This window comes from Haloferax chudinovii (genome assembly GCF_042663345.1).
Classification (GTDB): Archaea; Halobacteriota; Halobacteria; order Halobacteriales; family Haloferacaceae; genus Haloferax; species Haloferax chudinovii.
The window spans coordinates 126727-140033 of record NZ_JBHTAB010000001.1; the positions used below are offsets into that span (position 1 = coordinate 126727).

At 63.7% G+C, this 13307-nt stretch carries 13 protein-coding genes; 5 read left to right on the forward strand and 8 right to left on the reverse strand.

The window, feature by feature from the left end; genetic code table 11:
* Positions 1–15: 15 nt before the first annotated feature.
* Together ACFQI8_RS00680 and ACFQI8_RS00685 are read left to right on the forward strand one after the other, a co-directional pair.
* Positions 16–1131: an aminotransferase class V-fold PLP-dependent enzyme gene (locus tag ACFQI8_RS00680; protein ID WP_390242165.1), complete on the forward strand. Its 1116-nt coding sequence runs from the start codon at positions 16–18 to the stop codon at positions 1129–1131.
* Between the two features lie 97 nt (positions 1132–1228).
* Entirely contained in the window at positions 1229–1705 is a 477-nt protein-coding gene (locus ACFQI8_RS00685; RefSeq protein ID WP_390242166.1) for a YbaK/EbsC family protein, read from the forward strand.
* A 264-nt stretch (positions 1706–1969) separates the two neighbouring features.
* Here ACFQI8_RS00685 and eif1A read toward each other — a convergent pair whose 3' ends face one another.
* A complete protein-coding gene (eif1A, locus tag ACFQI8_RS00690; RefSeq protein ID WP_013035036.1) occupies positions 1970–2254 on the reverse strand; it encodes a translation initiation factor eIF-1A in 285 nt (94 codons plus the stop codon).
* Positions 2255–3166: 912 nt separating this feature from the next.
* Between eif1A and ACFQI8_RS00695 the strand changes: the two genes are divergently transcribed.
* Positions 3167–4417 carry an orc1/cdc6 family replication initiation protein gene (locus tag ACFQI8_RS00695; protein ID WP_004967771.1) on the forward strand — a complete coding sequence of 417 codons (1251 nt, stop codon included), beginning with the start codon at positions 3167–3169 and terminating at the stop codon, positions 4415–4417.
* 653 nt (positions 4418–5070) lie between these two features.
* On the opposite strand, the gene ACFQI8_RS00700 is transcribed toward ACFQI8_RS00695, so the two are convergent.
* From ACFQI8_RS00700 to msrA, 3 genes are all read right to left on the reverse strand, one after another.
* Positions 5071–5658, reverse strand: coding sequence for a DUF7970 domain-containing protein (locus ACFQI8_RS00700; RefSeq protein WP_390242167.1), 588 nt, complete (start codon positions 5656–5658; stop codon positions 5071–5073).
* The gene (locus ACFQI8_RS00705; protein WP_390242169.1) at positions 5651–6475 is read right to left on the reverse strand and encodes a ParA family protein; all 825 of its coding nucleotides are present in this window, start codon (positions 6473–6475) and stop codon (positions 5651–5653) included. Before ACFQI8_RS00705 ends, ACFQI8_RS00700 begins: the two co-directional genes overlap by 8 nt.
* A gap of 741 nt (positions 6476–7216) precedes the next feature.
* Positions 7217–7750 carry a peptide-methionine (S)-S-oxide reductase MsrA gene (gene msrA, locus ACFQI8_RS00710; RefSeq protein WP_390242171.1) on the reverse strand — a complete coding sequence of 178 codons (534 nt, stop codon included), beginning with the start codon at positions 7748–7750 and terminating at the stop codon, positions 7217–7219.
* 186 nt (positions 7751–7936) lie between these two features.
* On the opposite strand from msrA, the gene ACFQI8_RS00715 reads away from it, so the two are divergent.
* Positions 7937–8341, forward strand: coding sequence for a CBS domain-containing protein (locus ACFQI8_RS00715; RefSeq protein ID WP_390242173.1), 405 nt, complete (start codon positions 7937–7939; stop codon positions 8339–8341).
* Positions 8342–8367: 26 nt separating this feature from the next.
* Here ACFQI8_RS00715 and surE read toward each other — a convergent pair whose 3' ends face one another.
* Together surE and ACFQI8_RS00725 are read right to left on the reverse strand one after the other, a co-directional pair.
* Positions 8368–9243, reverse strand: coding sequence for a 5'/3'-nucleotidase SurE (gene surE / locus ACFQI8_RS00720; RefSeq protein ID WP_390242174.1), 876 nt, complete (start codon positions 9241–9243; stop codon positions 8368–8370).
* 30 nt (positions 9244–9273) lie between these two features.
* Positions 9274–10200: a DUF6920 family protein gene (locus ACFQI8_RS00725; protein WP_390242175.1), complete on the reverse strand. Its 927-nt coding sequence runs from the start codon at positions 10198–10200 to the stop codon at positions 9274–9276.
* A gap of 422 nt (positions 10201–10622) precedes the next feature.
* On the opposite strand from ACFQI8_RS00725, the gene ACFQI8_RS00730 reads away from it, so the two are divergent.
* Positions 10623–10919, forward strand: a complete 297-nt coding sequence (locus ACFQI8_RS00730; protein WP_390242177.1) for an ArsR family transcriptional regulator — start codon at positions 10623–10625, stop codon at positions 10917–10919.
* A gap of 47 nt (positions 10920–10966) precedes the next feature.
* Here ACFQI8_RS00730 and ACFQI8_RS00735 read toward each other — a convergent pair whose 3' ends face one another.
* Entirely contained in the window at positions 10967–12004 is a 1038-nt protein-coding gene (locus ACFQI8_RS00735) for a lipid II:glycine glycyltransferase FemX (protein WP_390242179.1), read from the reverse strand.
* 52 nt (positions 12005–12056) lie between these two features.
* Positions 12057–13151, reverse strand: coding sequence for a lipid II:glycine glycyltransferase FemX (locus tag ACFQI8_RS00740; protein ID WP_390242180.1), 1095 nt, complete (start codon positions 13149–13151; stop codon positions 12057–12059).
* Positions 13152–13307: the final 156 nt, after the last annotated feature.

Below are 13307 nucleotides of genomic sequence, written 5' to 3' on the forward strand. Positions count from 1 at the left end.
ACCCGATAATTCACCATGACACCCGACGAACTCCGAACGACGATTCCGGCCCTCGACGACGTCACGTATCTCAACACCGGCGCACACGGCCCGAGTCCGCGCCCCATCGTGGAGCGCGCGACCGACTTCCTCGAATACCACGAGTACGAGTCACCGGGCGACGACGGTCCGTATCCGACCGCGTTCGACGCCTACGAGGCCGTCCGCGAGGACGTGGCCGCGTTCGTCGGTGCCGAGACCGAAGAGGTGGCGCTGACCCAGAGCACCACCGACGGCATCAACCGCATCGCCACCGCGCTCGACTGGGAGGCGGGCGACGTGGTCGTTCGAACCGACCTCGAACACCCGGCGGGCATCCTCCCGTGGCGGCGACTCGAACGCGAGGGCGTCGAGGTCCGCGTCGTCGAGAGCGAGGCGGGGCGACTCGATATGGACCAGTACGCCGAGGCCGTCGCCGACGCCAAACTCGTCTGTTTCAGCGCCCTGACGTGGAACTACGGGACGCGACTCCCCGTGGCCGAACTCGCCGATATCGCCCGCGACGCCGGCGCGCTGTCGGTGGTCGACGCGGTCCAGTCGTTCGGCCAGTACCCCGTCGATGTGGAAGACTGGGGCGCGGACGTAGTCGCCGGTGCGGGTCACAAATGGCTACTCGGGCCGTGGGGCGCGGGCTTCCTCTACGTCCGACGCGAGGTCGCAGAAGACATCGAACCGCACGCCGTCGGCTACCGCGGCGTCACGGAGCCGAACGCCGACGGCCTCGACTTCGCGCCGGGAGCCAAGCGCTTCGAGGTCGGAACCACCAACCCCGCGCCGCACGTCGCGCTCCGGGAGGCTATCGACGTCGCCGACCGCGTCGGCCTCGACCGGACCGAAGAACACAGTCGCGACCTCGCGAGCCAGTTTATCGAAACCGTCCCCGAGGGCCGGCTGTTGAGCCCGCACGACCCCGAATCGGGACTCGTCTCGTTCGAGGTCTCCGACCCCGAGGGAACCGTCGAGCGCCTCAAGTCGGCCGGCGTGGTCGTCCGGACGCTCCCCGAGCCGACGGCGGTCCGCGCGTCGTTCCACAACTTCAACGACGAGTCGGACGTGGCGGCCCTTCGCGACGGACTCAACGGGGAGTGGTAGTTTCCACCAGTCTACCGCGGCGGGCGAGCGTCGGCAGAGGTCGCAGTATCTGCCTCGTCGGCGAACGTTCATATCCGACGGAGCGGAATCCCTGGCCATGCATCCCACGGCACGCGAGTTCGCCGACCGAGTACGCGATTCTCACGGATTTGAAGCGACTATCGAGGAGTTCCCCGAGGGAACTAAGACGGCCGACGACGCGGCGGCGGCTGTCGGCTGTGACGTCGCCCAAATCGTCAAGAGCATCGTGATGCGCGTGGGCGACGAGACGGTCGTCGTCCTCACGAGCGGTGCGAACCGCGTCGACGAGGGCTCGCTCGGCTCCGAGTTCGGCGTCGAACAGGGGGCGGTTCGAAGCGCCAACCCCGCCGAAGTGAAAGAGGCGACCGGCTGGAGCATCGGCGGCGTGCCGCCGACCTGCCACGCGACGGACTGCCCCGTCCTCGCGGACCCGACGTTCGAGTCGTTCGACCGGATTTGGGCCGCCGCGGGGACGCCCGAGGCGGTGTTCCGACTCACGCCGGACGACCTGCAAACACTCTCCGCGCCGCGGTTCGTCGACGTGTTCGAGTGAGACACGAGCGGTATTCAGCCGTATTCCGAGATAGGAGCGGCATCCAGCCCTACTTCCGAGACAGGAGCGGTATCAAGACGGACACCCGACCTCCACCGTCGACCGCGACGAGAACAACACCACTTTGTCCGCTGTTCTTCACCGTCGGTACGAAGTTCCCATCGCTAGAGAAAACGGTGAAACTGCCGCAAAGCTACTTCGAGCCGACCGTAGCGCCGCGGCTGGTGCGTCAGGTGAGATAAACTCTCCGTTCGGAGAAAATGATTACTGGATGTGGCCTTCGCGCCGAAGCTGGTCCGCGTCCTCGCCGGTGTAACGCCATTCGATGTTGGCTTTCTCGTCCTGCCAGTCCCACGGTTCGACGAGCACGACGTCGCCCTCGTTGATCCACGTGCGGTACTTCATGCGGCCGGGGATGCGACCCATGCGGTTCTTTCCGTCTTCACAGCGGATTCGGACGTGATTGCCACCGTTGTGCTCTGTGACGACTGCGAACAGCTCGTTGTCGTTGGGCATTCGAAGGTTCCGACGCCCTTGATTTTCACTCACGGTCTTACTCAGGGACGGAGACGGATAACTTATCGGATACTCGTGATACCAAATGTCACGACGTTGAAACAGACTGGCTGGAGTTTCGAACACCCTGTTGTCCGATGTTTCTCGACAGATTGGCCGGTAAGAGGGATAGCTCGTGGGTACAACCCGCACACAGACACATGTCGCTGGGTCGTTGCTGGGCCGTCGCTGGGCCTGTCGCTGAAAGCGGGCGGGCGCGACGAGGATCTCGATGATTCCCCTACAACACCACTTTGTCCGCAGTTATTCGTCGTCTCAGCCCCTGAAAAGACGCGTTCACCGATTCACAGAGCTTCGCAGAGTCACGGAGAACAGATTCCGTCGGTAGTCGAGGACGAGCGAAGAAGTCGGGTTGACTCGGCCGGCTGAGACTAACCACGCAGTTGTGTGACGACCCGTGTCAACGAGCGGTCGGAAGTGTCCGGTGAGTGTTGACACAGACACCATGTTGTCCGCTGTTCTCGGTGAGTGTGAACGAGGGGACGAGACGGTGTGAGGCGGGGGACACTCACACCACTTTGTCCGCTGTTCTCGGTGAGAAACGGTACCCCCCGTCGTCGTGAGCGGGTTCTCTACCGTCGGTTTCCAACCAGTCGGGTTAGTTTAGAGTCCTAAAGAAGTGGACTAAAAGAACCGTCCTCAAACAGTCCACATACAACTACTATAATTGTTTGTACTACGGAGTGAATTTTAATTATAGCATAATAAATCTTTTTCTATTTCAAGACAAGCGGTCCCGTCCAGTTGAACCACTTGTTACCTTTGGCTACCAGAACGGCGGACAAAGTGGAGGGGGTGTGTCCCCGCCAATCTATATAAAGGACGAGAACAGCGGACACTGCGGACGCGGTGGTTTTATCAATAAAGTGGTCGAACCGTGGTACTATGCCCCTATTCGAGCGGGACACCGAGATTTATCGGGACAGGGACGCCCTCCGGGAGGACTACCAGCCCGAGGAACTCGTGGGGCGCGACGAGGAGCTCCGCACTTTTCAGGCCGCACTCCAACCTGTGATCAACGGCGAACAGCCCAACAATATTTTCCTCTACGGGAAGACCGGTGTTGGCAAGACCGCCGCATCGCGGTACCTTCTCGGTCACCTCCGCGAGGACGCGAGCCACTACGACGACATCCACCTCACCGTCGTCTTCCTGAACTGCGACGGACTCACGAGTTCGTATCAGATCGCCACTCGACTCGTCAACGAGTTCCGGTCGGAGTCGAACCAGATAAGCACGACGGGCTACCCGCTCGGCTCCGTCTACGAGATGCTCTGGCAGGAACTCGACGACTGCGGCGGGACGATAATCATCGTCCTCGACGAGATCGACCACGTCAACGACGACAGCATCCTCTATCAACTCCCGCGAGCGCGGGCCAACGGGAACCTCGACGCGGCGAAAGTCGGCCTCATCGGCATCTCCAACGATTTCTCGTTCCGGGACGACCTCTCGCCGAAGGTCAAAAGCTCCCTGTGCGAACAGGAGATTCACTTCCCCGCGTACAACGCGAAGAACCTCCGCGCCATCCTCGAACAGCGCGCCAAAGTGGCGTTCCGCGAGGGCGTGCTCGCCGACGAGGTGATTCCGCTCTGTGCCGCCTACGGCGCGAAAGACGCCGGTGACGCCCGCCAGTCCATCGACCTGTTGATGAAAGCCGGTGATTTGGCCCGCGACGACGACACCGACCGCATCGAGGAAGAACACGTCAAGCGCGGTCGGCGCGCCCTCGAACGCGGCCGCATCAAAGAGGGCATCAACGGCCTGACCGAACACGGTCACCTCGTCCTCTACTCGCTTTTGACGCTCGAACTCGAAGACGAGACGCCGATTCGCTCCCGCGACGTTCGCCCCCGCTACACCCGATTTACCGAACTCGCCAACCGCGATCCGCTCGTCCCGCGACGGATGCGCGACCACCTCAGCGAACTCGCGATGCTCGGTATCGTCTCGGTCACCGAGCGAAACGAGGGCCGACGCGGCGGGACGTACCGCGAGTACGCCCTCGACATGGACGTCGGACTCATCGTCTCGGCCATGCGCGATACCATCGAACTCGTGGGCGTCCACGAGACGGTCGAACCCTTCCTCGACGGAGAGAAGACGAGCACGCTCGACGACTTCATCGAGCAGTAGGCGACATCGATTGCGATTACTGCGGACATCGTGGTGTTGGTTTCGCGTCCGATAGCCGAAGCGATTCTCTTCCGCGCGTTACGGACTGACGAAACGGTTCTCTCCCGCGTTGCGATACTGCCTGTTCCACGCGGAACTGACTACCAATTGACTACCTCTCGAAACGCGCGTCTCGAAACGAGCGTTTGCCGGACGCGCCGAGTACTCTTCGAGACCGGTTTCCAACCGCTTTGAACACCACCATGTCCGCGGTAATCGGCTATTTTCGCCGCTTACTAGAACCGCGGACATTGTGGTGTACCAATCCGTCTACGACGTTTTATTTCGGCGATAGCGCCTCTCTTCGCGGCTTCTATTGGGATAACAGCGGACATACTGGTGTTCGGTGTCGCGCCTTTCGACGTGCGTAATCTACCCGTCAAATCGCGTTTGCGACAACAGCGGACGCCACGGTGTTCGGTCGTCGTCCGTCTCGACTTCGAACCCGCTGTCACCGACTGTCCCGATACTCGGACGGAACCCTCCGTCTGGAACACCACGTCGTCCGCTGTTCTTCGGGTGTTCGAACAGTTTCCTCGGCGTTCCGTCCTCACGCTCTTCGCGCGCGAAATCGTTGCCCCGTCTCCTCGTCTCGCTCACTGGCCCGCCGCGCGTCACTCGTCGCGGGCTTCGAGGACGGCGTCGGCGATTTCTTCGGGGTATTCGGCGGCGACGCGGACGAGTGCGTCGTGGAACTCGCGGCCGGTCAGGTCGCGCACGTCGTGTTTCCGGCGGAGGAGCGACTCGACTTCGAACTCGGCGTCGTCCAGTCGGTCGAGCGTCGCGGTTCGGACGTAGATGCTCTTGGCGGTCGTCGCCTCGAACTCGAACGCCGGGCCGCCCTTCGCTTTTGTCGCTTGTTCCGTGTCGTCGACGCTTTCCGCGCTCTCTTCTCCTGTGTCTGACTCGGCCGCTTCCTTGGCGTCATCGAGTTTCTCGTTTTCGTCTAGTTCGTCGCTCTCGTCTGGCTCCTCGCCTTCGTTACTTTCGCCGTCACCTTTCTGCTTCTCGTCGCCGCCATCCGACTCCTCGCTCGCGTCTTCCGACTCGGATTCGTCCGCAGTCTCGGACTCGACCGCCGGTTCGGAATCCGAGTTCTCGGACGCGTCGGAAGCGGCTTCGTCTGGGGTCTCCTCGTCGTCGGCCTCTGACTCCGATTCCATCGCCTCGCCGAGGCCGGCGAATCGGTTCTCCTTAGGCATCGTTCGTCCCTCCGCGCTCGACGATTTCCGCGAGCTGGTCGAGTCGGTCCAACATGTCGTTCGAGGGGTCGTACTCACGGAGTGTCTTCCCGTCGCGCCAGGCGCGACTGAACGCGATTCGGTGTCTGATTCCCGGGCCCTTCGAGTCGGGGTCGTCGAACAGGTCCGAGTGGGCGAACGGCGGGATGAACCGCTCGAAGGGGGAGTCTTCGAGGTTGCGGATGATGCGTTTTTCCTCGTTGTTCCCCGTCAGGTCGTTCGGGACGATTGCGAGGATGTCGAGGTCGACCTCGCGGCGAATCGGCCCGATCTGCTGTTCGAACATCCGCTCGAAGCCGCTCACGCTCGGTTCGCTCATGAGGAGCGGGACGACGACGTTCCCGGTTCCGATGAGCGCCGCGTCGGACAGCGGCCCGAGGCTCGGCGGCGAGTCGATGACGATGTAGTCGTAGCCGTCGCCGAGAAGCGGGTCGACGATTCGGCGGCGGACCCAGAGCACGCCGAACGTCGAGTTCCGAACGCGGTCTTCGATGTCGTCGAGGTCGACGTGCGAGGGAAGCACGTCGAAGCTCTCGCGGTCGCGTATCACCTCGTGCACGTCGATTGGGTCGTCGTCGGTCAGCACGTCGCCGATGTTCGGCTCGGCCGACTCGTAGGCGTCTTTCAGTCCGACGCCCTCGGTCGCGTTCCCCTGCTGGTCGAGGTCGACGAGTAGCACGTCATTACCCCGCGCGGCGAGCGCGTCCGCGAGGTTGATGGCAACCGTCGTCTTTCCGACGCCCCCTTTCTGGAGCGAGACGCTCACGGCTCGCGGCATCTATCGGTCTTCCTCCGAAGAGAAATTTCTACAAATTGTACACTGTCTACGCTGTACCCCCCGTCTGAGTGGTGCGAACTTCGTCGGAATTGCGAGTTGTGCGGACATTTGAGGGCTCGAACGGACCTTCCGCACCGTGCCACATAATTTTATCCACGACTTTTGAACCGTCGGCGCTGTGTCTACATTCTGCACTCTCTGCACTTTATACAATTTTTGAAATTTGTACAAATCGTAATCTGTTCGGAACAGTTCTATGTCGATTCGGCCGTGTTTCGGGCGTTCTGGAGCGATTTCGAGCGACCGAACTGCTCGACTTTGGAGCGGTGCTCGCATTCCTCACATCTCTCACGGTGCACGAATCTCACGGAGTGCCCAAATCGCACGGAGTGCGCGAATCCCACGGGGCCCATACATCGCTCAAACTCTATAATTTCCACAAATTGTGAAAATCTTACAAACTTTATAACTTTCACAACGCACGAACAGTTAGCGATTCGTCGGCAGTGCAAACCGCGTCGGCAGTTTCGACTGTCCTCGATGTCCGGGCCGTCTCAACTGCTCTGGCTGTCCGCGCTCTCTGCGCGGTTTCGGCCGTTCGCGACGTTCGCACCGTCTCGGCTGTTCGAACTTCCCGGATTCCGATCGGCTCGACCGTAATCCGAGAAAAACGATTATTCAGCGTCGCTCGACGGCAGATACTGCGGACATCGTGGTGTACACGCGGCCGCCGCGCCCGGCTCAGTTGGCGAGTTTGTCGGCGAACTTCTCGCGGACCTTCTCGACTTTCGGGCTCGCGTGGAACTGGCAGTACGCGTCGTTGGGGTTCTTTTCGAAGTAGTCCTGGTGGTACTCCTCGGCCTCGTAAAACGTCTCCAGCGGGACCAACTCCGTGACGACGTCGTCGTCGTACTCCTCGTCGAGCGCCTCGATGTAAGCCGACGCCTGCCGTCTCTGTTCGTCGTCGTGGAACAGGACGATAGAGCGGTACTGCGTCCCCACGTCAGGTCCCTGTCGGTTGCGTTGCGTCGGGTCGTGGACCGCGAAGAACACGTCGAGCAGTTCGTCGTAGCCGACGACTGCGGGGTCGTACTCGACCTGCACGACTTCGGCGTGGCCGGTGTCCCCCGAACAGACCTGCTCGTAGGTCGGGTCCGCCGTCTCGCCACCGGTGTAGCCCGACGTGACCTCGCTGATACCGCCGAGCTCCTTGAACGCGGCTTCGACGCACCAGAAACAGCCGCCGCCGAACGTCGCAGTTTGTGTGCTTCCCATACCCCCGGTTACGTCGCCGGGGAATTAAGCCCCGCGACGTCGCGGTCGCGGCCGGAGCCCGCACCCGTCGACGACCGCGAACTCACACCGGCGCTCCGACGAGCGAGTCCCGGACGCGTCCGTGGGTTTTCCGACCAAACTGTAGCCGAAGCCAACATTTAACCGCCCCGTCTGTCAGCAATTACTATGGAAGACGTATTCGTCGCGAGGCTCATGTCCACGGCCCTCCACACGGTCACCCCAGACACGCTCGTCGAAGACGCGGCGCAGTTGATACTGGACAACAACATCAGCTCGGTTGTCGTCGTCGACGAGGACAACCGACTCGAAGGTATCTTGACGACGACCGACTTCGTCGACATCGTCGCGAAGAGCCAGCCGAAAGCGCAGACGACCGTCGAGCGGTACATGACCACCGACGTGATTACTGCGGGCGCACAGGACTCCATCGTCGCCGTCGCGGAGTCGATGACCGAACACGGCTTCCACCATATGCCCGTCGTCGACGAGGAGGAAGGCGTCATCGGGATGATCACCACGTCGGACCTCGCCGCGTACCTCTCGCAGACCGGGAAGTTGGCGCGGTCGTAACGCGGTCTCTTCTGTCTGGCTCCGCGCTACTCCACCTGCTCGGAGAGGCTCTCGACGATGCTCGCCAGCCGCGGGTCCGTCGCGTTGCCGTGGTGGACCGCGAGGGGCGAGACGCTCACCTCGCCGTCGACCATCGCGCGGCGGTCGCTCCCGACCGGATAGCGGTCGCGGTGTTCGTCGTCGAGTGGGAACGGGTTCTCGAAGCCGACGGCGTCCGGCCACGAAATGTCCTGCAGGCGGACGTAGACCTCGCCGTCGTCGAGGTCGTGTTCGCGGTCGCCGTCCGGGAGCGCGCCGGCGTCGGCGTGGTGGTCGACCTGCTGGTCGTAGTCCGCGAAGGGGCGGGTCACGCGCATCCGGGGGCTCGGCACGTCCGCCGGGGCGTTGACGTTCAAGAGGTCGACCTCGTCGAACACGTCGGTGCCGAAGACGCGCTCGGTCAGGTCGCGGGCGACCCGCGCGGGGCGAGAGAAGTCGTACTCCTCGGGCGGGTGGCAGAAGAAGTCCCGCGCGTGGTAGCTGGAGACGGCGATGGCGGGCGTCCCGAGGAACGCGGCCTCGACGCCCGCGCCGACGGTGCCCGACCGGCCGACGACGTAGTTGCCCGCGTTCGGGCCGTCGTTGATACCTGAGACGACGATATCGAAGTCGGCGTCGAGGCCGCGAAGACCGTAGGCGACGCAGTCCGCGGGGGTTCCTTCGAGGGCGTACCCCCACGGGTGGTCGCGGCGGACCGCGTGTTCGTTGCGGGCGCGGCCGACGCCGCTTTGGTTCTCGGCGGGCGCGACGACGGTCACGTCGCCGACGGCGGTGAGCTCCTCGCGCATGGCGGCGATGCCGGGCGCGTCGATGCCGTCGTCGTTGGTGAGGAGGATTCGAAGCGGAGACGGGGAGTCGGTCATCGAGTCGTGAATCTCCGCCGGTCGCCGTAGCTATTCCGAATTCGGAGCTGACGACGTCGCCGACCCCTGTCCCGCCGTCGCAAGCGGGTCGTACGCCACGTCGTCGATGGTCGCCCGCCAGTACGGCAGGTCGCCCGTCGGGAGGGTCCACGCCACTTCGGCCGCCGTGGGGACGCGAAACCCGTTCACTTCGCGGTAGTCGTGGAACCGTCCCGTCCACGGACGCCGCTCGTACTCGCCGTGGCCCGTCTCGCGCCACCGGTCCGCGGTGACCCGCGTTATCTCGCCGGTCTCGTCGAAGTGGAACACGACGGTCGCGGTCGACCCGCGGTGGGAGAGCGTCGCGCGGGCCGAGCGGTCGTCTCTCGGCTCCCAACTGACGCCGTGGCCGGGGAGAAACGCGGTCGGAAACCAGACCATCTCGGCGAGGTATCGGGAGAGTTCGCCCTCGTCCAACTCGGGCGACCGCGGGGCGTCCGCGACGGTGACCACCGAGAGGAGCGTCGCTTCGAGCGTCCCCGCGCCACCGACGAACGCGTCGGCAACTCGAACCGATAGGCACGGCACGAGGTCGACTCGGGCGTCCCAGACGAACCCCGGCGGGTCAACCGTGTAGTGCTGGGTCGCCGTCATCGGTTTCCACGGTGAGTCCGCGTCCCCGAGTCTGAACTCGCCCGTCTGGCGGAGCCGAACCGACCGAACGAGCGGGGGCTCGTCGGGAAGCACGCGGTCGAGATACCGCCGAACTGGAGCGGGAAGGTCGGTGGTATCCGGTGTGTCAGTCCCCGCCCCGCCGACGTCCGAGGTCGATTCGACGCGCTCCCGCCGGAGCGTATCCAGCAGTCGGGCGGCCGTATCGTCGGTTCGCGCCCGGATTGCGGCGAGGAGAACGCCGACGGCGAGTGCGCCGCCGGCACCCACGATGCCGAGTCGTCCGAGCGTTCGATTCCGTGCCATACCAGCCGATACGAGCGAGACGGATATGAGCCTCGTCGTCGCTCTCGCGAGTCGGCACCGACCGAACTCCTGTCAACGAGACGTTCAAATATCCCAGACTCTCACGAACACGTGAATATAATTCAAACGATGACTTTATGTAATTAAGTTCGTACTAACGAACGAATGCGCATCGAACCGATGCGGCCGGCACGCCGGGCCCCCGCCGACATCGCGGTTAATCTTCCGTTAATGCGCCTGTTTTCGGAAGATACGTTTCCGCCACTGTCGGTGGTCTTCCCGTCGCCGACCGCCGCGACCGCCGCGAGCGATACGGACCGCCGCCACCGGGCCGCCGTCTCTCTTCCCCGCCGAACGGCCCCGAAAGAACGCTCCGACTCGATTGCTTTCCGACCCGTCTCCACAGGCGAGGTGGGCGTTGCGTGAGCTCCGTCGACGGGGGCGACGACGTGCCGTGGGACGACGTGGGATTCGTCATCAGCTCCCGTTACCGCATCTCCGTGCTTGAGCGGCTCTCCGAGGGCCCGGCGACGCCGACGCAGATCGCCACCGATTCGGAGAGCGCGGTCGCCCACGTCTCGCGGGCGTTGCAGGAGCTCAGAGACCGCTCGCTCGTGGAACTCCTCGTCCCGGAACAGCGCCGAAAAGGGCGGGTGTACGGCATCACTGACGACGCCGAGAACATCTGGCACGTCATCCAAACTCAGCAGATGACGTGACTGCGGTCGTTCGGCGCGGCACCTGCGCGTCCGCGTTCGCGTTCCGCTTACTTCGTGGCGATTCGCTCTGACCCCTTGTTCAGGAGTTGGTAGGTCCGTTTTGCGAGGTTCATCCCGACGCCGGTCGACTCGACGACGTAGTACGGGACGAGCTCGCCGCCGAACTTGGATTTGTAGTTGCAGAGCCGCTCCGTGTTCGCGCCGACGAGGTCGTACTCCGTGACCGACGCGAGCGCTTCGTCCTCGACGATGTCCTCGATGATGGTCCAGTGAAGCAGGCTGTTGATGCTGACGCCGTCGTACTCCCCGCGCGCGCCGCCGAGCCAGAAGTAGCCCACCTCGTCGGAGAAGGGAACGATCATCCCGCTGAGGTACTCGCCGTCGGGGCCGCGGGCGACGTACACCCGACACCGGTCGCCGAGGTTCTCGACCAGCGACTCGACGAACTCCCACGGCATCCCGAACGGTTCGTCCTGCTCGTCGTACCGCGAGACCACGTCGTCGTAGACGACGCGAGCACCGTCGAGTCCCTCGTCCGCGATGGTGATGTCGAGTTCGCGCGCCTGCCGAATCTCGCGGCGGAGACTGCTACTGAACTGGGCCTGTATCTCGTCGAGCGAGCGCCCGCCGAGGTCGAGCCGGTAGGTGAACGAGGGCTTGACCGCGAAACCGGTCCACTCGAACGGGCGGGGGTCGAGATACGCCGGCGAACAGAGCAGGCGGACGAACGTCCGGTTCGAGCGGATGCCGAGTTCCTCGACCACGAGGTCGGCGAACTCGCGGTTCACCGACTCGTAGGCGCTCTGTTTCGGGCTGTTCGGCATCATTACCGGCCCGATGTAGGGAATCGCCATCGACGGCGGCGGCGAGACGACGACCCGCCCGAGGGGGTTCCGGCGGACGAACGTCGGGAACAGCGCGACCGGCTCTTGGCCCTTGAAGACGCCGAACAGGTGCATTTCACCGTCGAAGTGCTCGTCGATGGCGGCGAGCACTGCGGGGGTGTGGAAGACTTCGGTGCCAGACGAGGGGAGCGCGGCTCCCCACTCGTCGAGGCTCAGGGGTTCGATACGGAGTTGTGACATGTGTCGTGGTCGTGTGGTTGGGTGGTCGTCGGTCGGTACGTCGAGCGCGTCGTCATCGGTGGAGGAACCCCGAGACGAGCCGCGACGGGAAGCTCGCCTCGTTCCCGTTTCCCCGGGACAGCATCTCGATGCCGGGGCCGAGGCGGCTCTTGTACAGGTGCGCGATGGTTCTGACCGGGAGCGCGCCGTGTTCGATCTGGTAGAACGTGACGAGTTCGGGGTTGTACTTGCTCTTGTAGCGGTTGAGCCGGCGGTTGTTCGCGCCGACGAGGTCGTAGCGGCGCATCCCGTCGTCCATCCCGTCGCGCATGATACGCCAGTCCAGCAGGTCGTTGACGTCGATGCCGAAGTCCCGCTGGGGTCGGACGCCGCCGAGCCAGCGGTAGAGCGTGTCCCCGTACTGGAGGACGATAATCCCGCTCACGAACGTCCCGTCGTACCGGAAGACGTAGGGCCGGACCTGCCCCGCCGGAAGCGAGTCGTACAGGTCCATGACGAACTGCGGCGGCACGTCGAACGACAGGTCCTGTTCCTCGTAGCGGTCTTTGACCAGCGTGAGAATCGAACAGATATCGTCGCGGTCGCCCTCTTCGATGCCGGAGACGAGCTTTCGACCGTCGCGGATGTTCCGCCGGGCGCTCCGGCTGAACGACATGAGGAGGTCGTCCTCGCCGCGGGTCAGGTCGACGTTGTAGGTGTACTTCGGCGATACGTCACAGCCTCCCCAGAGGAACGTCCGCATGTCGGTGTAGTAGTCGCCGACGCGGACGTGCGTGTAGTTCGGACCGATGTGTCCGCCTATCCACTCGGTACAGCCGTCGATGAACTGGTTGCGGCGGCGCTCGAACTTGCGGCTCTTGATGTTGCCGGCGTCGAGCATCACGGGTCCGAGGTAGGGGACGCCGATGTGCGGCGGCGGCGAGAACGCCGTCTTGACCAGCCCCTTTCGAATCTCGAAGACGGGGAACAGGCCGACCGGCTCCTCGGTCTTGTAGCCGACCAGCAGGTGGAGCTTCGAGTTCGAGTACTTCGCCTGGAGCCGAAGCGCCTCGTACTGGTGAAAGAGGCTGGCCTGACTCGACCGCTCGACGTACGTGTCCCACTCGTCGCGGTCCCGGTGGTCGAACTCGGTAATCTCGATGGTCATGGGCTGGGAGACGTCAGGTGTTCGTACTTCGTCCGCGGCCCTCGACGACACGGTTCGGGGCTGGCCCGACTGTCTCGCCCGACTCGACGACCTCCAACTCCCCGTTCAAACCCCCCGAAATCAGCCGACTCACCGGCTGACGCGGCGGCCCCGTAA